This window comes from Enterobacter sp. RHBSTW-00901 (genome assembly GCF_014103115.1).
In the GTDB taxonomy this organism is placed as follows: Bacteria; Pseudomonadota; Gammaproteobacteria; order Enterobacterales; family Enterobacteriaceae; genus Enterobacter; species Enterobacter cloacae_P.
Genome location: NZ_JABXPB010000001.1, coordinates 3,670,950 through 3,692,370 on the forward strand (window position 1 = coordinate 3,670,950; position 21,421 = coordinate 3,692,370).

A 21,421-nucleotide genomic window follows, 5' to 3' on the forward strand; every position below is an offset into this window, starting at 1 on the left:
TCATGGCAGATTACCAGGGCAAAAAAGTCGTTATCATCGGGTTGGGTCTGACAGGCCTTTCCTGCGTGGACTTTTTCCTCGCACGTGGCGTTACGCTGCGTGTGATGGATACGCGTGTTTCTCCGCCGGGTCTGGACAAACTGCCAGAACAGGTTGAACGCCACCTTGGTGGTCTGAATGATGACTGGCTGCTGGCGGCCGATCTGATTGTTGCCAGCCCGGGTATGGCGCTGGCACATCCTTCACTGAGCGCTGCCGCTGATGCGGGCGTTGAGATTGTGGGTGATATCGAACTGTTCTGCCGCGAAGCGCAGGCACCGGTTATTGCCATTACCGGCTCTAACGGTAAAAGCACCGTCACCACGCTGGTGGGTGAGATGGCGAAAGCGGCGGGCATGAACGTGGGGGTGGGCGGCAATATCGGTTTGCCTGCACTCATGCTGCTGGATCAGGGCTGCGAGCTGTATGTACTGGAGCTTTCGAGCTTCCAGCTGGAAACAACTTCCAGCCTGCATGCGGCGGCTGCGACGATCCTGAACGTTACCGAAGATCATATGGACAGGTATCCATTTGGTCTGCAGCAGTACCGCGCGGCCAAACTGCGTGTTTATGAAAATGCCAACGTGTGCGTCGTCAATGCCGATGACGCGCTGACCATGCCGGTGCGCGGCGCGGACGAGCGCTGCATCAGCTTCGGCATTACTATGGGTGACTATCATCTGAACCGTCAGCAGGGTGAAACCTGGCTGCGCGTGAAGGGTGAGAAAGTGCTGAACGTGAAAGAGATGAAGCTTTCTGGGCAGCATAACTACACCAATGCTCTGGCGGCACTGGCGCTGGCGGATGCCGTTGGCCTGCCGCGTTCTTCCAGCCTGAAAGCACTGACCACCTTTACCGGCCTGGCGCACCGTTTCCAGCTGGCGCTGGAGCATAACGGCGTACGCTGGATTAACGATTCAAAAGCCACCAACGTGGGAAGTACAGAGGCTGCGCTGAATGGCCTGCACGTTGACGGCACGCTGCATTTGCTGCTTGGCGGCGACGGTAAATCGGCCGATTTCTCCTCGCTGAAGCGCTACCTTGCCGGGGACAACATCCGCCTTTACTGCTTTGGTCGCGATGGTCATGAACTGGCGGAACTGCGTCCTGAGATTGCCGAGCAAACTGAGACAATGGAACAAGCGATGCGGCTTATTGCCCCACGCGTGAAGTCTGGCGATATGGTACTGCTCTCTCCGGCGTGCGCCAGTCTCGATCAATTCAAGAATTTCGAACAGCGTGGTGATGTCTTTACCCGTCTGGCGAAGGAGTTAGGCTGATGCGTTTCTCTCTCCCTCGCCTGAGAATGCCGCGCCTGCCAGGATTTGGAATTCTGGTGTGGTTGTTCACGGCACTGAAAGGCTGGGTGATGGCTTCACGGGATAAAGATTCCGATAGCCTGATCATGTACGACCGCACGCTGTTCTGGCTCACGCTGGGGTTGGCGGCGATCGGCTTTATCATGGTGACGTCGGCATCGATGCCGGTCGGGCAGCGACTGGCTAATGATCCCTTCCTGTTTGCCAAGCGTGATGGTCTTTACATCATCCTGGCATTCTGTCTGGCGCTGGTGACCTTACGTCTGCCGATGGAGTTCTGGCAGCGACACAGCACAGCGATGCTGATCGCTTCGATCATCATGCTGCTGATCGTACTGGTGGTGGGGAGTTCCGTAAACGGGGCATCGCGCTGGATTGCTTTTGGTCCACTGCGTATTCAGCCGGCGGAGTTCACCAAACTGTCACTGTTCTGCTATCTGGCTAACTACCTGGTGCGTAAAGTTGACGAAGTGCGTAACAACCTTCGTGGCTTCTTAAAACCGATGGGGGTTATCCTGGTGCTGGCGGTCTTACTGCTTGCGCAGCCTGACCTGGGTACCGTGGTGGTACTGTTTGTGACCACGCTGGCGATGCTGTTCCTGGCGGGGGCGAAGCTGTGGCAGTTTATCGCCATCATCGGGATGGGGATCTCGGCGGTTGTGCTGCTGATCCTCGCTGAGCCGTACCGTATTCGTCGCGTCACCTCATTCTGGAACCCGTGGGAAGACCCATTCGGCAGCGGTTATCAGCTGACACAGTCGCTGATGGCGTTCGGTCGCGGTGAAGTCTGGGGGCAAGGTCTGGGCAACTCAGTGCAGAAACTGGAGTATTTACCCGAAGCGCATACTGACTTCATCTTCTCCATTATTGGGGAAGAACTGGGTTATATCGGTGTGGTATTAGCACTATTAATGGTATTCTTCGTCGCTTTCCGTGCCATGTCAATCGGGCGGAAAGCGCTGGAGATCGATCACCGCTTCTCAGGTTTCTTAGCCTGCTCAATTGGTATCTGGTTTAGCTTCCAGGCATTGGTAAACGTCGGGGCCGCGGCGGGTATGCTGCCGACCAAAGGTCTGACGTTGCCGTTAATCAGTTATGGTGGTTCGAGTCTGTTGATCATGTCGACGGCCATCATGTTGTTGTTACGCATAGATTATGAAACGCGTCTGGAGAAAGCTCAGGCGTTTACACGAGGTTCACGATGAATCAACCGAAGCGGTTAATGGTGATGGCTGGCGGTACCGGTGGGCATGTGTTCCCGGGGCTTGCGGTTGCGCACCATTTAATGGATCAGGGCTGGCAGGTACGCTGGCTGGGAACCGCAGACCGCATGGAAGCCGACCTGGTGCCGAAACACGGTATTGAGATCGACTTTATTCGTATTTCCGGACTCCGTGGCAAAGGTATTAAGGCCCAGCTTCTGGCTCCGGTACGCATTTTTAACGCCTGGCGTCAGGCGCGCACCATCATGAAGCGCTTCAAGCCGGACGTGGTGCTGGGAATGGGCGGCTATGTCTCAGGCCCTGGTGGGCTGGCGGCGTGGTCGCTGGGTATTCCCGTTGTGCTGCATGAACAGAACGGCATTGCCGGTCTGACCAACAAATGGCTGGCGAAGATTGCCACTAAAGTCATGCAGGCATTTCCCGGCGCATTCCCGAAAGCGGATGTGGTGGGTAACCCGGTGCGTGTAGACGTGCTGGCGCTGCCGTTGCCAGATGCCCGACTGAATGGCCGTGAAGGGCCGGTTCGTGTGCTGGTTGTCGGCGGCTCTCAGGGGGCGCGCATTTTAAACCAGACGATGCCGCAGGTTGCCGCAAAACTGGGTGATGCAGTGACTATCTGGCATCAAAGCGGTAAAGGTGCTCAGCAGACCGTTGAGCAGGCTTACTCTGATGTCGGTCAGCCTCAACATAGAGTGACCGAATTTATCGACGACATGGCTGCCGCTTATGCATGGGCCGACGTCGTGGTTTGCCGCTCCGGCGCATTGACGGTGAGTGAAATCGCCGCCGCCGGTTTGCCTGCCCTGTTTGTGCCATTCCAGCACAAAGACCGGCAGCAGTACTGGAATGCGCTGCCGCTTGAGAAAGCCGGAGCCGCGAAAATTTTTGAACAGCCACAATTTACCGCCGATGCGGTCGCCACCACCCTGGTGGGCTGGAACAGAGAAGCATTGCTGGAGATGGCACAACGCGCACGCGCGGCCGCTATCCCGGATGCGACTGAACGGGTGGCAAAAGAAGTGAGTCTGGCAGCCCAGGCTTAACCCTCGCAGCGCGTGTTGCGCTGCACGAATTTTTTAAGTAGTCGATGGCGTTTAGAGAATGAATACACAACAACTGGCGAAACTGCGTTCAATCGTGCCCGAGATGCGTCGCGTCCGGCACATTCACTTCGTTGGCATCGGTGGTGCTGGCATGGGCGGTATTGCCGAAGTGTTAGCTAACGAAGGTTACCAGATCAGTGGTTCTGACCTGGCCCCAAACCCTGTTACGCAGCAGTTGGCGTCGCTTGGGGCGACTATCTATTTCAATCATCGCCCGGAAAACGTGCGCGATGCGAGCGTGGTGGTGGTATCCAGCGCCATCTCTGCCGATAACCCGGAAATTGTTGCCGCGCATGAAGCGCGTATTCCGGTGATCCGCCGCGCCGAGATGCTGGCTGAACTGATGCGTTTCCGTCACGGTATTGCGATTGCCGGGACGCACGGTAAAACCACGACCACGGCGATGGTTTCCAGTATTTATGCTGAAGCAGGCCTTGACCCGACGTTCGTCAACGGCGGTCTGGTGAAAGCAGCAGGCGTGCATGCGCGTCTGGGACACAGCCGTTATTTGATTGCGGAAGCGGATGAGAGCGATGCATCGTTCCTGCATCTGCAGCCGATGGTGGCGATTGTCACCAACATCGAAGCTGACCACATGGATACCTACCAGGGCGACTTCGAGAATTTAAAACAGACCTTTATTAACTTCCTGCACAACCTGCCGTTTTATGGTCGCGCGGTGATGTGTGTGGACGATCCGGTGATCCGCGAGCTGTTGCCGCGCGTCGGGCGTCAAATCACCACCTACGGCTTCAGTGAAGACGCTGACGTTCGTGTGGAAGATTACAAACAGATTGGCGCGCAGGGGCATTTCACTCTGGCGCGTCAGGATAAAGATCTGCTGCATGTGACGTTGAATGCCCCTGGACGCCACAACGCCCTGAATGCCGCAGCGGCGGTTGCCGTCGCAACGGAAGAAGGCATTGATGACGACGCGATACTGCGCGCGCTGGAAAGCTTCCAGGGCACGGGTCGTCGTTTCGACTTCCTCGGTGAATTCCCGCTGGATGCGGTGAATGGTAAGCCGGGTACCGCAATGCTGGTGGACGACTATGGTCACCACCCAACCGAAGTGGATGCGACTATCAAAGCGGCGCGTGCGGGCTGGCCGGAGAAGAATCTGGTAATGATCTTCCAGCCGCACCGCTTCACCCGTACCCGCGATCTGTATGACGATTTCGCCAGCGTGTTGTCGCAGGTTGATACGCTACTGATGCTGGATGTTTATGCAGCGGGCGAAACTCCGATTCCGGGGGCGGATAGCCGTTCTTTGTGTCGTACCATTCGTGGACGCGGTAAAGTAGACCCTATTTTGGTTTCTGACCCTGCTCAGGCGGCTGAAATTCTGGCTCCTGTTCTGACGGGGAACGATTTGATTCTGATTCAGGGGGCGGGAAATATCGGTAAAATCGCCCGTACCTTAGCCGAAATCAAACTGAAGCCGCACACTCAAGAGGATGAGCATCATGGCTGATAAGATTGCTGTCCTGTTTGGCGGCACCTCTGCTGAGCGCGAGGTCTCTCTGAATTCAGGTGCTGCCGTACTGGCTGGCCTGCGTGAAGGCGGTGTAAATGCGCACCTGGTCGATCCGAAAGAGGTCGATGTGACGCAGCTAAAAGCAATGGGCTTCGATAAAGTCTTTATTGCGTTACATGGCCGCGGTGGCGAAGACGGTACTCTGCAGGGGCTGCTGGATTTGATTGGCATGCCGTATACCGGCAGTGGCGTGATGGCATCCGCACTCTCAATGGATAAACTGCGCAGCAAGCTGCTGTGGCAGGGGGCGGGTCTGCCTGTCGCGCCGTGGGTTGCATTAACGCGCCGCGAGTTTGAATTGGGCCTGTCGGACAGCGTTAATACACGCATTGCAGGGCTGGGGTTACCGGTTATTGTAAAGCCCAGCCGTGAAGGGTCGAGCGTAGGGATGTCCAAAGTCGATAAAGCTGAAGATTTATCCTCCGCTTTAGCACTGGCATTTCAACATGATGAAGAAGTTCTGATTGAAAAATGGCTCAGCGGACCGGAATTTACCGTTGCGATGCTTGGCGAAGAAATTTTACCGTCAATTCGTATCCAACCCGCCGGAGTATTCTATGATTATGAGGCGAAGTATCTCTCTGATGAGACGCAATATTTTTGTCCTGGTGGTCTTGAAGCTGAACGTGAAGCAGATTTACAGTCCCTGGTACTGAAAGCCTGGAATATTCTGGGGTGCAGTGGCTGGGGACGCATTGATGTGATGCTCGACAGTGACGGGCAATTTTATTTGCTGGAAGCGAATACTTCTCCAGGCATGACCAGCCACAGCCTTGTGCCGATGGCTGCGCGTCAGGCGGGAATGAGTTTCTCGCAGTTAGTCGTACGTATTCTGGACCAGGCGGGCTGATATGTCTCAGGCTGCATTGAACACGCGTAACCGCGACGATGAAGACGAATATTCTTCTTCACGGCGGAGTAATGGAACGCGTCTTGCAGGGATTATTTTCCTGTTGGGTGTGCTGTGTACCGTGTTTATCAGCGGCTGGATGGTGCTGGGCTGGATGGAAGATGCGCAGCGGTTACCGCTCTCGAAGCTGGCAGTAACCGGTGAGCGTCACTACACGCGTAACGATGATATTCGCCAGTCTATTCTGGCACTGGGGCCGCCTGGCACTTTTATGACTCAGGACGTCAATATCATCCAGAGCCAGATTGAACGTCTGCCGTGGATAAAACAGGCGAGCGTAAGAAAGCAATGGCCTGATGAATTGAAGATTCATCTGGTTGAATATGTGCCCATTGCGCGTTGGAATGATCAGCACATGGTTGACGTAGATGGAAATTCCTTCAGCGTCCCGGCCGATCGTGTTAACAAGCAAAATTTACCGATGTTGTACGGCCCGGAAGGTAGCGAAAACGAAGTGTTACAAGGTTTTCGTGATATGGGTCAGGTGCTGGCGAAGGACAGGTTTACGTTAAAAGATGCAGCAATGACGGCACGCCGTTCATGGCAACTGACGTTAACGAATGGCATTAAGCTCAACCTGGGCCGCGGCGACACAATGAAACGTCTGGCGCGTTTTGTAGAACTTTACCCGGTTTTACAGCAGCAGGCACAGACGGACGGCAAACGGATAAGCTACGTTGATTTGCGCTATGACTCAGGCGCAGCAGTCGGTTGGGAACCGGCTCCGGTCGAGGAACCTAATCAGCAACAGAATCAGGCACAGGTACAGGCAAAACAACAATGATCAAGGCGACGGACAGAAAACTGGTAGTTGGACTGGAGATTGGCACCGCGAAGGTTGCCGCTTTAGTAGGGGAAGTTCTGCCCGACGGTATGGTCAATATCATTGGCGTGGGCAGTTGCCCATCCCGTGGTATGGATAAAGGTGGGGTAAACGATCTTGAGTCGGTGGTGAAATGCGTACAGCGCGCCATCGATCAGGCTGAATTGATGGCAGATTGCCAGATTTCCTCTGTCTATCTGGCCCTTTCTGGCAAGCACATTAGCTGCCAGAACGAAATTGGCATGGTACCGATTTCCGAAGAAGAAGTGACGCAGGAAGACGTGGAGAACGTTGTGCACACGGCGAAATCCGTGCGTGTCCGCGATGAGCATCGCGTGCTGCATGTGATCCCGCAGGAGTATGCGATTGACTACCAGGAAGGGATCAAAAACCCGGTAGGTCTGTCCGGCGTGCGTATGCAGGCCAAAGTGCACCTGATCACCTGCCACAACGATATGGCGAAGAACATTGTCAAAGCCGTTGAACGTTGTGGCCTGAAAGTTGACCAACTTATTTTCGCCGGTCTGGCCGCAAGTTATTCCGTGCTGACCGAAGATGAACGTGAACTGGGCGTCTGTGTGGTCGATATTGGTGGTGGTACAATGGACATCGCCGTGTATACCGGCGGTGCTCTGCGCCACACCAAAGTGATCCCTTACGCAGGGAACGTTGTGACCAGCGATATTGCCTACGCCTTTGGTACGCCACCGAGCGATGCAGAGGCCATCAAAGTGCGCCACGGTTGTGCACTGGGTTCTATCGTTGGCAAAGATGAGAGCGTTGAAGTGCCGAGCGTAGGCGGTCGTCCGCCACGTAGCCTGCAGCGCCAGACGTTGGCAGAGGTGATTGAGCCGCGCTATACCGAGCTGCTCAACCTGGTCAACGAAGAGATTTTGCAGTTACAGGAACAGCTTCGCCAGCAGGGTGTTAAACATCATCTTGCCGCGGGGATTGTATTAACCGGCGGGGCAGCGCAAATTGAAGGTCTTGCGGCCTGCGCTCAGCGCGTGTTCCATACGCAAGTGCGTATTGGTGCGCCGCTGAATATCACCGGTTTAACGGATTATGCTCAGGAGCCGTACTATTCAACGGCTGTGGGACTGCTTCATTATGGGAAAGAATCCCATCTCAGTGGCGAAGCAGAAGTGGAAAAACGCGTATCAGTGGGGTCGTGGGTCAAACGACTTAATACCTGGTTGCGAAAAGAGTTTTAATTTTTTTAAGAGACCGGAGAGAATTAGCGGTCTCGGGCGACAGGCACAACGGAGAGAAACTATGTTTGAACCAATGGAATTAACCAACGACGCGGTGATTAAAGTCATCGGCGTCGGTGGCGGCGGCGGTAATGCCGTAGAGCATATGGTGCGTGAGCGCATTGAAGGCGTTGAATTCTTTGCGGTCAACACCGATGCACAGGCATTGCGTAAGACGGCTGTAGGCCAGACTATCCAGATTGGTGGTGGTATCACCAAAGGTCTGGGCGCTGGGGCTAACCCGGAAGTGGGTCGCAATGCGGCTGAAGAAGATCGCGAGGCCCTGCGTGCTGCACTGGAAGGTGCGGACATGGTCTTTATCGCAGCGGGCATGGGCGGCGGTACCGGTACCGGCGCGGCACCTGTTGTGGCCGAAGTAGCAAAAGATTTAGGTATTCTGACCGTTGCTGTCGTGACTAAGCCTTTCAACTTTGAAGGCAAGAAGCGTATGGCTTTCGCGGAGCAGGGTATCACCGAGCTGTCCAAACACGTGGACTCTCTGATTACCATCCCGAACGACAAACTGTTGAAAGTTCTGGGTCGCGGTATCTCCCTGCTGGATGCCTTTGGTGCAGCCAACGACGTGCTGAAAGGCGCGGTTCAGGGTATCGCTGAACTGATTACCCGTCCTGGCCTGATGAACGTTGACTTTGCAGACGTTCGCACCGTGATGTCCGAAATGGGCTACGCGATGATGGGTTCTGGCGTGGCGAGCGGTGAAGACCGTGCGGAAGAAGCTGCTGAAATGGCTATCTCTTCTCCACTGCTGGAAGATATCGACCTGTCTGGTGCGCGCGGCGTGCTGGTCAACATTACCGCTGGCTTTGACCTGCGTCTGGATGAGTTCGAAACCGTGGGTAACACCATCCGTGCGTTCGCCTCTGACAACGCTACCGTGGTAATCGGTACATCCCTTGACCCGGAAATGAACGACGAGCTGCGCGTGACTGTTGTTGCCACCGGTATCGGTATGGACAAGCGTCCTGAGATCACTCTGGTGACCAACAAGCAGACTCAGCAGCCGGTCATGGATCGTTACCAGCAGCACGGTATGGCTCCTCTGACTCAAGAGCAGAAACCAGCGGCGAAAGTGGTTAACGATACCACTCCACAAACGGCAAAAGAGCCAGATTATCTGGATATTCCGGCGTTCCTGCGTAAGCAAGCTGACTAAGAATTGGCTGGAATTTGGGGATTTTCGCTCTTTGTGCTAAACTGGCCCACCGATAGTGATATACACTCTCGGTTGGATAGTTAATTTGGCGAGATTATACGATGATCAAACAAAGGACACTTAAACGTATCGTTCAGGCGACTGGCGTCGGTTTACATACCGGCAAGAAAGTCACCCTGACGTTGCGCCCTGCGCCGGCCAATACCGGGGTCATCTATCGTCGCACCGACTTGAATCCACCGGTAGATTTTCCGGCCGATGCCAAATCTGTGCGTGATACTATGCTCTGTACTTGCCTGGTGAACGAGCATGACGTGCGGATTTCTACCGTAGAGCATCTGAACGCCGCCCTGGCGGGCCTGGGTATCGACAACATTGTTATTGAAGTCGATGCGCCAGAAATCCCGATCATGGATGGTAGTGCTGCTCCGTTCGTTTATCTGTTGCTGGATGCTGGCATCGAAGAACTGAACTGCGCGAAGAAATTTGTTCGCATCAAAGAGACTGTTCGCGTCGAAGATGGCGACAAGTGGGCTGAATTCAAACCGTACAATGGTTTCTCGTTGGACTTTACCATCGACTTTAACCATCCGGCGATTGACTCCAGCACCCAGCGCTATGCGATGAACTTCTCAGCTGATGCGTTTATGCGCCAGATCAGTCGTGCACGTACTTTCGGCTTTATGCGTGATATCGAATATCTGCAGTCCCGTGGCCTGTGCCTGGGCGGCAGCTTCGATTGTGCCATCGTTGTTGACGATTATCGCGTACTGAACGAAGACGGTCTGCGTTTCGAAGATGAATTCGTTCGTCACAAAATGCTGGATGCGATCGGCGACCTGTTCATGTGTGGTCACAATATCATTGGTGCATTTACCGCGTTTAAATCCGGTCATGCACTGAACAACAAATTGTTGCAGGCCGTCCTGGCAAAACAGGAAGCCTGGGAATATGTGACCTTCCAGGATGACGCTGAACTGCCGCTGGCTTTCAAAGCACCAAGCATGGTTCTGGCGTAACGGTTTACACCGTTCGTAAAAAATCGACTGGTTAACCTGGTACTCTCTCCGGCCAGGAAGACCAGTCGTTTTTATTTTTACCCTTCTTCTTTTTTGCTCCCGTTCTTCCTCTCGCTTGTCGGGCGTGGAAAATCTGTGCGTTAGCTGCATTCTTGACCGTTTTTCCCCGCTGCGATACGTCATTCCTGCTGCTGTGTACTGGCTTTAGTGGTAATATCTGGGCGCTAAAAAGAATAACTGAACTCAGCCTGTACAAGGCTGGCTTATGTGGTGGAGCAGGTGAGCGGAATACTGACGCGCTGGCGACAATTTGGCAGACGTTACTTCTGGCCGCATCTCTTATTAGGGATGGTCGCGGCGAGCCTCGGCTTGCCTGCGCTCAGCAACAGTGCTGAAGCGGCAACACCGACGAAGACCTCCACAACCAAACACGATCTCACCACGCGGGTTAACTTTACTAACCTTGCATTGCTGGAAGCTAATCGCCGCCCGAATTTCTCGGTTGATTACTGGCATCAGCACGCCATTCGTACGGTTATCCGCCACCTGTCCTTTGCGATGGCACCGCAGGCGATGCCTGTGGCAGAAGAGACGCTGCCGGTTCAGGCTCAGCACCTTGCCCTGCTGGACACGCTCAACGCGCTGCTCACGCAGGACAGCCAGCCGCCGGTTATGGTTCGTCAGACGGCGCAAATCGTATTCGTTCCACCGGTCACATTCTCTGTCTCGACATGGATTAGCCAGGTTCACGGCATTCGCGCCGGGCCTCAACGCCTCAGCTAAATTAACGCTTTTTCAATACCTTAATTTATCTGCCCATTATGGGGCGTTTGAGAATTTATTATGTTAATCAAATTATTGACCAAAGTTTTTGGTAGTCGTAACGATCGTACCCTGCGCCGTATGCGTAAAGCCGTCACCGTCATCAATGGTATGGAACCGGCGATGGAGAAGCTGTCTGACGATGAGCTGAAAGCGAAAACCGCCGAATTCCGTGCGCGTCTGGAAAAGGGTGAATCCTTAGAAAACCTGATCCCGGAAGCTTTTGCTGTTGTGCGTGAAGCGAGTAAGCGCGTGTTCGGTATGCGACACTTCGACGTACAGCTGCTGGGTGGTATGGTGCTTAACGATCGCTGCATCGCAGAAATGCGTACCGGTGAAGGTAAAACCCTGACGGCAACGCTGCCTGCATACCTCAACGCACTGAGCGGTAAAGGCGTTCACGTCGTTACCGTCAACGACTACCTGGCACAGCGTGATGCCGAAAATAACCGTCCTCTGTTCGAATTCTTAGGCATGACCGTGGGCATCAACATGTCCGGCCAGCCAGCGCCAGCCAAGCGTGATGCGTATAATGCAGACATCACCTACGGTACCAACAACGAATACGGCTTCGATTACCTGCGTGACAACATGGCGTTCAGCCCTGAAGAGCGTGTACAGCGTAAACTGCACTATGCGCTGGTGGATGAGGTGGACTCCATCCTGATCGATGAAGCGCGTACTCCGCTGATCATCTCCGGCCCGGCCGAAGACAGCTCTGACATGTACCGTAAAGTCGACAAAATCATTCCACACCTGCTGCGCCAGGAGAAAGAAGACTCCGATACCTTCCAGGGTGAAGGCCATTTCTCCGTAGATGAAAAAGCACGCCAGGTGAACCTGACTGAACGCGGTCTGGTGAAAATTGAAGAACTGCTGGTTGCGCAGGACATCATGGACGAGGGTGAATCCCTGTATTCCCCGAGCAACATCATGCTGATGCACCACGTGACGGCGGCACTGCGCGCTCATGCGCTGTTCACGCGTGATGTCGACTACATCGTGAAAGACGGTGAAGTCATCATCGTTGATGAACACACTGGCCGTACCATGCAGGGTCGTCGCTGGTCTGACGGCCTGCATCAGGCTGTTGAAGCCAAAGAAGGCGTTGATATTCAAAACGAAAACCAGACGCTGGCGTCCATCACCTTCCAGAACTATTTCCGTCTGTACGAGAAGCTGGCGGGGATGACCGGTACGGCAGATACCGAAGCGTTTGAGTTCAGCTCCATCTACAAACTGGATACCGTGGTGGTGCCAACCAACCGTCCAATGATCCGCAAGGATATGGCGGATCTGGTATACATGACCGAAGCGGAAAAAATTCAGGCCATCATCGAAGATATTCGTGAACGTACCGCTAACGGCCAGCCGGTGCTGGTGGGTACCATCTCCATCGAGAAATCCGAAGTGGTTTCGAATGAGTTGACCAAAGCGGGTATCAAACACAACGTACTGAACGCCAAGTTCCACGCCAAAGAAGCGGACATTGTCGCGCAGGCGGGTTACCCGGCTGCTGTGACCATCGCCACCAACATGGCTGGTCGTGGTACCGACATTATGCTGGGTGGTAGCTGGCAGGCCGAAGTGGCGGAGCTGGAAAACCCAACGCCAGAACAGATTGCCCAGATTAAAGCAGACTGGCAGGTTCGCCATGATGCGGTTCTGGCTTCTGGCGGTCTGCACATCATTGGTACTGAGCGTCATGAATCTCGCCGTATCGATAACCAGCTGCGTGGCCGTGCGGGTCGTCAGGGTGATGCCGGTTCTTCCCGCTTCTACCTGTCTATGGAAGATGCGCTGATGCGTATTTTCGCCTCCGACCGTGTTTCCGGCATGATGCGTAAACTGGGTATGAAACCAGGCGAAGCCATTGAGCACCCGTGGGTGACCAAAGCGATTGCCAATGCACAGCGTAAAGTGGAAAGCCGCAACTTCGATATTCGTAAACAACTGCTGGAATACGATGACGTTGCTAACGATCAGCGCCGCGCGATCTACACCCAACGTAACGAACTGCTGGATGTGTCTGATGTAAGCGAAACCATCAACAGCATCCGCGAAGACGTGTTCAAAGCGACTATCGACGCGCACATTCCACCTCAGTCTCTGGAAGAGATGTGGGATATCGAAGGCCTGCAGGAACGCCTGAAAAACGACTTCGACCTTGAGCTGCCAATCAAAGAGTGGCTGGACAAAGAGCCTGAGCTGCATGAAGAAACCCTGCGCGAACGTATCTACGAAACCGCACTGGAGGTTTACAAGCGTAAGGAAGAGGTGGTTGGTGCTGAGATGATGCGCCACTTCGAGAAAGGCGTGATGCTGCAGACGCTGGACTCCCTGTGGAAAGAACACCTGGCGGCAATGGACTACCTGCGTCAGGGTATCCACCTGCGTGGCTATGCGCAGAAAGATCCGAAGCAGGAATACAAGCGTGAATCCTTCTCTATGTTTGCTTCTATGCTGGAATCGCTGAAGTATGAAGTGATCAGCACCCTGAGCAAAGTCCAGGTGCGTATGCCGGAAGAAGTGGAAGCGATGGAACAACAGCGTCGTGAAGAGGCTGAACGTCTGGCGCAGATGCAACAGCTGAGCCACCAGACTGACGACAGCGAAGCTGCTGCGGCGATCGCAGCGCAGACCGGCGATCGTAAAGTAGGGCGTAACGATCCATGCCCATGTGGTTCCGGTAAAAAATACAAGGCGTGCCACGGTCGTCTGAACTAAGATCATAAAAAACAAAAAGGCGCAGAAATCTGCGCCTTTTTTATGGAAGTCACAATATGAAAATACTGCAAATTGCCGTCGGGATTATTCGCAACCCGCAAAACCAAATTTTTATCACCCAGCGTGCCGCCGACGCCCATATGGCGAACAAGTGGGAATTTCCTGGTGGGAAAATCGAGTCAGGTGAAACGCCGGAACAGGCGCTGGTTCGTGAACTTCAGGAAGAGGTGGGAATAACCCCACTGGGTGCAACGCTGTTTGATAAACTCGAATACCAGTTCCCGGACAGGCACATCACACTGTGGTTCTGGCTGGTGGAAAGTTGGGAAGGTGAACCCTGGGGTAAAGAGGGACAACCGGGTAACTGGATTGAGCTTCAGGCAAGCGATGCCGAAAGATTCCCTCCGGCAAACGAACCTGTTATCCAGCGATTAGTGGTAAAACCCCAGGCCTGCTAAGCGACGTGCCAGCAGGCGTTGAACGCTACCGCTGCTCTTCACTCCAGTCATCACTGTCAGAGAGGGTGCCTTCACTTGGAATGCGTTTCTCTTCCGCCGCCCATTCTCCCAGGTCGATTAACTGGCAGCGCTTACAACAGAACGGGCGAAACGGACTCACTTCGCCCCAGACGACAGTTTTCCCACAGGTCGGGCAGTTTACGGTTGTGACGTCAGACATCGGCACTCCTTAACAACAGGCCAGTTCAAAATCGAGACGCTCCGGCACGGTGCCATTTTCGCTGTCCAGCGGCATAAAGCGGATCGCAAAACGGCTCTTATGCCCGGAAATTTGCGGATAGAGTTCGTCACTGAGAGACAAATTCAGGCGCAACAGATCGGCATCATCACCATTATCCTGATAGAAACCGTTCAGACTGGTTTGCTTACGGAAAGGTGCTGAATTGCGGATAAGATCGAGGATCAGCGATAACGCCTGATGCATTGGTTCCAGACTTGTCATCCAGCTTTCAACCTGCGCATCACGCTGCTCCTGGGGCATATGCAACCACATGTGGAGTGTTGGCAGGTCAAAGCTACAGCATCCACCTGGAATACTCAGCCGTTGGCGTACCAGACCAATTAAGCGATCTTCGCGCAAAAATTGCCCTACACGGGGGGCAGCCATCAGGATGCTGCTGCTATTTTTCAACTGCTGACGCAGGGAGTCTATCCGGCTTTGGTCAACGCCCGGAACTTCCGCCCAGGCCTGCAGTTTACGCTGCTGGCGCTCCAGCTCTTTCAGCAATTCGGTGCGGACGTCGCCGCGTTCAATCACATCCAGCAGATCGCCCACGTTGCGGAAGAAATGCAGCGCAGTGGCGTGATCGTTGACAGGCAGATGTTGTGAGAGCTGTTGAATGAGAAATTCAATACGCAGCCAGGTACGCATTTTTTCATTAAGCGGGTGCTCAAAAAGGATATGAGTAGACATTATGGTTTTTCCTGTGCAACGGCCTGCGCGGCGAACGTCAGATACTGCTCGTGCAGACGGGCAACATCCGATGCAATGGCATCTGGTGCGCCGTTATTATCAATAACATCATCCGCAACGGCAAGACGCTGAGTGCGCGTAGCCTGAGCGGCAAGGATTTGTTCAGCATGTTCGCGCGAGACATGGTCGCGTGCCACGGTTCGCTGGACCTGCGTTTCGGGCGAAACATCAATGACCAGAACCCGATCGGCTTTATTCTGAAGGCTATTCTCTACCAGCAACGGAACCACCCACAGAACATAGGGCGAGATGGCTGCGGCAATCTGACGCTGGGTTTCCTGATGGATAATGGGATGGAGCAGGGCATTGAGCCAGCTTTTTTCTGAAGGATCAGAAAAAATACATTCACGAAGCTGGCGGCGATTAAGCGTGCCATCTGCGTTAATGATTGTCGGGCCAAAATGCGCCTCAATGGCCTTTAGTGCGGGTGTATCAGGCTCTACCACCTGACGGGCAATGATATCAGCATCAATAATTGTGATACCCAGACGAGAAAATGCGTCCGCAACGGTACTTTTGCCACTACCGATGCCGCCGGTTAATGCGACGATATACCCCATTAAATCAAATCCTGGGAATTATTCATTATTAAAATCAGTTGGTTGAAATTTAAGCGTGCGCCCGCAAATGTTTAGTTCTCTTTACCGGCTTTTTACCAGGTAAATTTATAGGATTGTAGCGTAAAAAAAGAGAATTTCGCAGTCTTGCGGAGCAGGTATTAGTGCGTATGATAGCGTCACTGGAGTTGTGCTTTTAACATATTTGCTTCTAACCCCAGGAATCTGCACATGCGTATCGAAGAAGATCTGAAGTTAGGTTTCAAAGACGTTCTTATCCGCCCTAAACGCTCTACACTGAAAAGTCGCTCAGACGTTGAACTCGAACGTCAATTCACCTTTAAACACTCCGGTCAGACCTGGTCTGGCGTGCCGATCATTGCTGCTAACATGGACACTGTCGGAACCTTCGCGATGGCGACCGCACTGGCGAAATTCGATGTTCTCACCGCAGTACACAAACACTACAGCCCGGAAGAGTGGAATGCGTTTGTTGCAGCGGCATCCGAAGATGTGGTGAAGCATTTGATGGTCTCAACCGGCACATCCGATGCAGATTTCGAAAAAACCAATCAGATCCTGAATGCTAACCTGGCGCTCAACTTTGTATGTATTGATGTCGCGAATGGTTATTCAGAACACTTCGTGCAGTTCGTCAGTAAAGCGCGTGAAGCGTGGCCGGGCAAAACCATCATCGCGGGCAACGTGGTGACCGGTGAAATGTGTGAAGAGCTGATCCTCTCTGGCGCGGATATCGTGAAAGTGGGCATTGGCCCGGGCTCCGTGTGTACCACTCGCGTGAAAACCGGTGTGGGTTACCCGCAGCTGTCTGCCGTGATTGAGTGTGCCGATGCCGCGCATGGTCTGGGCGGTCAGATCATCAGTGACGGCGGTTGTACTATGCCGGGTGATGTTGCTAAAGCCTTTGGCGGCGGCGCAGACTTCGTGATGCTCGGCGGAATGCTGGCAGGGCACGAAGAGAGCGGTGGTACCGTGGTTGAAGAGAATGGCGAGAAATTTATGTTGTTCTACGGCATGAGCTCTGAATCCGCGATGACCCGTCACGTTGGTGGCGTGGCAAAATACCGCGCGGCAGAAGGTAAAACCGTGAAGTTGCCTCTGCGTGGCCCGGTGGATAATACGGCACTCGACATTCTCGGCGGTCTGCGTTCTGCCTGTACCTACGTTGGTGCATCCCGCCTGAAAGAGCTGACTAAACGCACGACATTTATCCGCGTTCAGGAGCAGGAAAACCGCGTATTCAATAGCCTGTAATGGCTTTCGCTGGCGCATATCCCCGTCATTATTCAGGGTATGTTCGTGCGCCAGCGCTATCCCGCACTCATCGCATCCCCCAGATGGAAAATCGGCAGATACATCGCCACGACCAGCGTGCCGATGATGACGCCCGTCACTATCAGAAGTAAAGGTTCCAGAAGCGCCGCCAGGCTATCGGCCAGCTGAAAGGTTTGCTCGGTGTGGTGACGAGCAAGGTTCTCCAGCATGACGTCGAGCGCTCCTGATATTTCACCTGTTCGCACCAGTTGAATACACAACGGTGTAAAGACTGCCGCCTTCTGGAATGATGACCAGACGGGCATACCCTTTTCGATATCTTCCCGAATGTTCCGCAGTTTCTCTTGCCAGTACTGGCTCTCAACGGCGTCTTCTGCACTCTCCAGCCCCTGTAAAAATGCAATACCAGCCTGCTGCGTGAGTGACAGCACGGTAAATATTTGCCCCAGTTTTTGCCCTCTTGCCAGCGCGCCCAGAACGGGGATGAGCAACAGCGTTCGCTGCCAGCGAGGATGTCGCCGCAGGCTATATGCGATGGCAACTGGCAGAAGCAGTGCCATGAACAGGGCGATGGCGTAGGACTGTATAAAGGCTGCCAACTCCATGACCATCTGCGTCAGCAGGGGAAGCGGCGTGTTAAACGTCCTGTAGATCGCGGCAAATTCCGGTAAGACCAGCGTAACCATTGCCAGCACGACGAGGACTGCCAGCGTCAGGATGATCATCGGGTAGCGCAGTGCCTTTTTCACTTTCGCACTGAGTTGCTGCTGAGATTTTTGTTGCCGGGCAAGCTGGCGACAGCACGCTTCCAGTTTTCCCGTCAGCTCGCCTGTTTTCACCATAGAAACATAAAGCGGGTTAAATACTGCAGGCCATTTTTGCAGTGCCTCTGAGAAATTGCACCCTTCGCTAAGATCATCGGCGATGCTTTGCAGCAACGCCTGCCATTGTTGTACCGGATGCTGGTCTGCCAGCATTTGCAGGCTGTGAGATAACGTTAGACCCGCCTGCAAAAGTGTGGCGAGCTGGCGGAACATCTCGTAGCAGTGATGGGATCGCCAGCGTTGCCCCTGTGAGCACCGGGTGAGCGTCAGAGGATGTAGCCCTTTGTTCATCAATCTGGCGAAGGCCGCTTCACGGTCAGGGGCTAAAAGAGTCCCGTTCTGGGGTTCTCCTTCAAGAGAAAGCGCGCGCCAGCGCCAGAGATGATTAGATGCCATCGGGCATTCCCAGTACGCGCAGCAGCTCTTCGAGCGTGGTCAGCCCTTGCTCAACGGCCATGCAGCCATGTTCAAATAAAGATGTCATTCCCGCCTGTCGGGCGCTGGCTTCTATCACCTCTGTCGCCGCCCCGCTGGCAATGGCCTGCCGGAGTGTGTTGTCGATGGCGAGCACTTCAAAAATGGCGACGCGGCCATAAAACCCGTGATAGCAGCGATCGCAACCTGCAGGCTGCCAGCGCGGGAGCGGGCGGGGCCATACTGCACGCGGTAATTCTGTGTGGTCGCTGGTTTCCTGTCGGCAATGTGGACACAGACGACGTACCAGCCGCTGGGCAATCACCAGTGATAACGCAGAGGAGAGCATCCAGCGAGCAACCCCCATTTGTTGCAGGCGAACCAGGGCTTCTGCCGTTGAGTTGGTGTGCAGCGTTGACAGCACCAGGTGCCCGGTCTGTGCGGCGTTGATGGCGATTTCTGCCGTTTCACCGTCGCGAATTTCACCCACCATGATAATGTCGGGATCCTGGCGCAGAAGTGCCCTCAGTACGCTCTGAAAGGTTAAGCCCGCACGTGGGTTAATCTGCGTCTGGTTCAACCCTGCCAGTGGGATCTCAATCGGATCTTCCACACTGCAGATGTTGACGTCCGGGGTGTTTCGCGCCTGCAACGCGCTGTATAACGTCACGGTTTTGCCGCTGCCGGTAGGTCCCGTGACCAGAATCAGCCCCTGAGGGTTATGGAGCACCCCGGTAAAGCAGGCCAGTTGCTCTGCTCTCATCCCCAGCTTTCCAGGTTCCAGCGCCTGTTGAACCTGATGAAGCAGGCGCAGCACAATTTTCTCACCACCGCTACAGGGAAGCGTGGCGATGCGGAAAGAGACCGGCTCGTTTGCCAGTTCAACCGTAAACTGCCCATCCTGGGGTAAGCGGCGTTCCGCAATATCCAGATTACCCAATACTTTTAAGCGCGCGCTGAGCATGGTCGCCAGCGTTGCGGAGAGTGGTGGTTGTGGGCACAGCACGCCGTCAATACGTAAGCGGATCTGGCAGGCGTGCTCCATGGGTTCGATGTGGATGTCGGATGCGCGCTGGTTTATTGCCAGCTGTAGCGTGTGGTTGAGGATATCCACCGCTGAGCGTGAGTCTGGTACGACGGGCAGATGTGTGTGTGAGGTCATCTGCCGGTGTTTTTCCATGCGCTCAATACTCCAGCACTCGATATCAATGCGTTTTTGGGTCGCGAAGCGCAGGGCTTCCATCAGTTCGGTGCCGGGGTTTCCCACCACGGCAATGTTAATCATGTCGGTATCGCTGGTCAGTAGTACGGCGTGATGACGCTGGCACAGAGCGACGAGTTGTTCTGAATTCATCATCCCTCCTGTCAGTTATTGTCGAAGCGGAAGACGTCTTCACAGGCCTGTTTGAGCGCGCTGTCGTTACTGATAGTGCAGTCACGCGTCCAGCCCGTCATGCCGTTGCCATCGTTCCATTGTGGCGTCATGACCACGTCAAGCCCGTTCAGACTTTCCTGGCCCGTTAATATCACGATGCCTTTCACCACACTCATTCCTGAGACATAGCGTGTAGTTGTGGGAGAAGGGATGCCATTACTGCCTCCGTCACAGCTTTCCACACCGCCATGATCCAGTGCGCAAAGCTCAATGGCAGTACGATACGGGATGAAGGTTTGCAGCATGTCGGTCAATGCCGCTTTGCGCAGATAGTTCTGGTATGCGGGCACGCCAATGGCGCTCAGGATGGCAATAATGCCGATCACCACCATCAACTCAATGAGCGTAAATCCTTGTTGTCTGTTCATGTCAGCTCCTTTGGTTAAGTGGCGCTACTCTGGCAGCACAAAGGGGCAGAAACGAGAGGCAAAAGAGGGAATGTGAAGGGGCTTTCAGGGATTTAGCTCAGGGTTGCAGAGACGAACAGCAGATTTGCGAGCGGGCCTGACGTTTCCCCTCTCCGGGCGGAGAGGGGAAGCACTATTATTTGAAACGCATTGAGAGGTCGAGGGCACGTACGTGTTTGGTGAGCGCACCGACGGAGATGTAATCGACGCCGGTTTCCGCGAACTCACGGATGGTTTCGAATGTAACGTTACCGGATACTTCCAGCTGGGCCCGGCCATTGTTGCGTTTTACCGCCTCGCGCATCTGCCCGGTTTCAAAGTTATCCAGCATGATGATATCGGCTCCGGCCTTAATGGCCTGCTCCAGCTCTTCCAGGTTTTCGACTTCCACTTCGACCGGCACATCCGGGTGGAGCCAGAACGCTTTCTCCACTGCCTGACGTACAGAGCCAGAAGCAATGATGTGATTCTCTTTAATCAGGAAGGCGTCGGATAACCCCAGACGATGGTTTGCACCGCCGCCGCATAATACCGCGTACTTCAGCGCAGTGCGCAGGCCCGGCAGCGTTTTGCGGGTGTCCAGCAACTGTGTGCGGGTACCAACCAGCAGGTCAACATAGCGACGTACTTCGCTGGCCACGCCCGACAAGGTTTGCACAAAGTTGAGGGCGGTACGTTCACCGGTGAGCAGCACACGGGATGGGCCATCCAGCTCGAACAGCGGTTGATTTGCCTTAACGGTATCGCCATCAGCGACATGCCAGGTGATTTGTACATCGTCGCCGGCCAGTTGAGTAAAGACCTCTTCAACCCAGCGCTTACCACAAAAAACGCCGTCTTCGCGGGTGATAATCACGGCGTGCGAGTGTGTCTCTTTTGGCAATAATTGTGCGGTAATATCTTTGTCGGCGTTAACGTCACCGCCCAGATCTTCTTTCAGAGCATGGGCAACGCTTGCCGGAATATCCATATTAATACGTTCCAGAAGCGCTTCACGTCGGTGGTCGGGGTTGTAGCGGCGAGGCGGCATGATAAAACTCCAAATTGG

20 protein-coding genes are annotated in these 21,421 nt (G+C 54.3%); 13 read left to right on the forward strand and 7 right to left on the reverse strand.

The features are described 5' to 3' along the window. Nucleotides 1-2: 2 nt before the first annotated feature. The 12 genes from murD to mutT all read left to right on the forward strand — a co-directional run bounded on the left by murD (nucleotide 3) and on the right by mutT (nucleotide 14,407). Nucleotides 3-1,319, forward strand: a complete 1,317-nt coding sequence (murD, locus tag HV318_RS17670; RefSeq protein ID WP_182273746.1) for a UDP-N-acetylmuramoyl-L-alanine--D-glutamate ligase — start codon at nucleotides 3-5, stop codon at nucleotides 1,317-1,319. Further along, nucleotides 1,319-2,563 carry a cell division protein FtsW gene (gene ftsW / locus HV318_RS17675; protein ID WP_182273747.1) on the forward strand — a complete coding sequence of 415 codons (1,245 nt, stop codon included), beginning with the start codon at nucleotides 1,319-1,321 and terminating at the stop codon, nucleotides 2,561-2,563. Before murD ends, ftsW begins: the two co-directional genes overlap by 1 nt. Beyond that, entirely contained in the window at nucleotides 2,560-3,624 is a 1,065-nt protein-coding gene (gene murG / locus HV318_RS17680; RefSeq protein WP_182273748.1) for an undecaprenyldiphospho-muramoylpentapeptide beta-N-acetylglucosaminyltransferase, read from the forward strand. Before ftsW ends, murG begins: the two co-directional genes overlap by 4 nt. Before the next feature lie 58 nt (nucleotides 3,625-3,682). After that, nucleotides 3,683-5,158, forward strand: a complete 1,476-nt coding sequence (murC, locus tag HV318_RS17685; protein WP_182273749.1) for a UDP-N-acetylmuramate--L-alanine ligase — start codon at nucleotides 3,683-3,685, stop codon at nucleotides 5,156-5,158. Further along, on the forward strand, nucleotides 5,151-6,071 hold the full coding sequence (locus HV318_RS17690; protein WP_182273750.1) for a D-alanine--D-alanine ligase: 921 nt from the start codon (nucleotides 5,151-5,153) through the stop codon (nucleotides 6,069-6,071). The genes murC and HV318_RS17690 overlap by 8 nt, the downstream gene beginning before the upstream one ends. Before the next feature lies 1 nt (nucleotide 6,072). Continuing rightward, a complete protein-coding gene (ftsQ, locus tag HV318_RS17695) occupies nucleotides 6,073-6,915 on the forward strand; it encodes a cell division protein FtsQ (protein ID WP_182273751.1) in 843 nt (280 codons plus the stop codon). Next, nucleotides 6,912-8,168: a cell division protein FtsA gene (gene ftsA / locus HV318_RS17700; RefSeq protein WP_112011125.1), complete on the forward strand. Its 1,257-nt coding sequence runs from the start codon at nucleotides 6,912-6,914 to the stop codon at nucleotides 8,166-8,168. The genes ftsQ and ftsA overlap by 4 nt, the downstream gene beginning before the upstream one ends. 61 nt (nucleotides 8,169-8,229) lie before the next feature. Continuing rightward, a complete protein-coding gene (gene ftsZ, locus HV318_RS17705; protein WP_131633946.1) occupies nucleotides 8,230-9,381 on the forward strand; it encodes a cell division protein FtsZ in 1,152 nt (383 codons plus the stop codon). Nucleotides 9,382-9,482: 101 nt separating this feature from the next. Continuing rightward, complete coding sequence (gene lpxC, locus HV318_RS17710) at nucleotides 9,483-10,400, forward strand: UDP-3-O-acyl-N-acetylglucosamine deacetylase (protein WP_182273752.1); 918 nt, start codon at nucleotides 9,483-9,485, stop codon at nucleotides 10,398-10,400. Between the two features lie 279 nt (nucleotides 10,401-10,679). Next, nucleotides 10,680-11,183, forward strand: a complete 504-nt coding sequence (gene secM / locus HV318_RS17715) for a secA translation cis-regulator SecM (RefSeq protein ID WP_182273753.1) — start codon at nucleotides 10,680-10,682, stop codon at nucleotides 11,181-11,183. Nucleotides 11,184-11,243: 60 nt separating this feature from the next. Next, the gene (gene secA / locus HV318_RS17720; RefSeq protein ID WP_182273754.1) at nucleotides 11,244-13,949 is read left to right on the forward strand and encodes a preprotein translocase subunit SecA; all 2,706 of its coding nucleotides are present in this window, start codon (nucleotides 11,244-11,246) and stop codon (nucleotides 13,947-13,949) included. A 56-nt stretch (nucleotides 13,950-14,005) separates the two neighbouring features. Beyond that, on the forward strand, nucleotides 14,006-14,407 hold the full coding sequence (mutT, locus tag HV318_RS17725) for an 8-oxo-dGTP diphosphatase MutT (protein ID WP_182273755.1): 402 nt from the start codon (nucleotides 14,006-14,008) through the stop codon (nucleotides 14,405-14,407). Between the two features lie 25 nt (nucleotides 14,408-14,432). On the opposite strand, the gene yacG is transcribed toward mutT, so the two are convergent. From yacG to coaE, 3 genes are read right to left on the reverse strand one after another with little or no spacing between them, the layout of a single operon-like run. Then, a complete protein-coding gene (yacG, locus tag HV318_RS17730) occupies nucleotides 14,433-14,627 on the reverse strand; it encodes a DNA gyrase inhibitor YacG (RefSeq protein ID WP_182273756.1) in 195 nt (64 codons plus the stop codon). 9 nt (nucleotides 14,628-14,636) lie between these two features. Beyond that, nucleotides 14,637-15,380, reverse strand: coding sequence for a cell division protein ZapD (zapD, locus tag HV318_RS17735; RefSeq protein ID WP_182273757.1), 744 nt, complete (start codon nucleotides 15,378-15,380; stop codon nucleotides 14,637-14,639). Beyond that, nucleotides 15,380-16,000, reverse strand: a complete 621-nt coding sequence (gene coaE / locus HV318_RS17740; RefSeq protein WP_182273758.1) for a dephospho-CoA kinase — start codon at nucleotides 15,998-16,000, stop codon at nucleotides 15,380-15,382. Before coaE ends, zapD begins: the two co-directional genes overlap by 1 nt. Before the next feature lie 228 nt (nucleotides 16,001-16,228). On the opposite strand from coaE, the gene HV318_RS17745 reads away from it, so the two are divergent. Further along, on the forward strand, nucleotides 16,229-17,272 hold the full coding sequence (locus HV318_RS17745) for a GMP reductase (protein ID WP_182273759.1): 1,044 nt from the start codon (nucleotides 16,229-16,231) through the stop codon (nucleotides 17,270-17,272). Nucleotides 17,273-17,328: 56 nt separating this feature from the next. On the opposite strand, the gene hofC is transcribed toward HV318_RS17745, so the two are convergent. From hofC to nadC, 4 genes are all read right to left on the reverse strand, one after another. Beyond that, a complete protein-coding gene (hofC, locus tag HV318_RS17750; RefSeq protein ID WP_182273760.1) occupies nucleotides 17,329-18,513 on the reverse strand; it encodes a protein transport protein HofC in 1,185 nt (394 codons plus the stop codon). Next, nucleotides 18,503-19,885, reverse strand: a complete 1,383-nt coding sequence (gene gspE, locus HV318_RS17755) for a type II secretion system protein GspE (RefSeq protein ID WP_182274625.1) — start codon at nucleotides 19,883-19,885, stop codon at nucleotides 18,503-18,505. Before gspE ends, hofC begins: the two co-directional genes overlap by 11 nt. Before the next feature lie 11 nt (nucleotides 19,886-19,896). Then, nucleotides 19,897-20,334 carry a prepilin peptidase-dependent pilin gene (gene ppdD / locus HV318_RS17760; RefSeq protein WP_182273761.1) on the reverse strand — a complete coding sequence of 146 codons (438 nt, stop codon included), beginning with the start codon at nucleotides 20,332-20,334 and terminating at the stop codon, nucleotides 19,897-19,899. A 175-nt stretch (nucleotides 20,335-20,509) separates the two neighbouring features. Continuing rightward, on the reverse strand, nucleotides 20,510-21,403 hold the full coding sequence (gene nadC, locus HV318_RS17765; protein WP_182273762.1) for a carboxylating nicotinate-nucleotide diphosphorylase: 894 nt from the start codon (nucleotides 21,401-21,403) through the stop codon (nucleotides 20,510-20,512). Nucleotides 21,404-21,421: the final 18 nt, after the last annotated feature.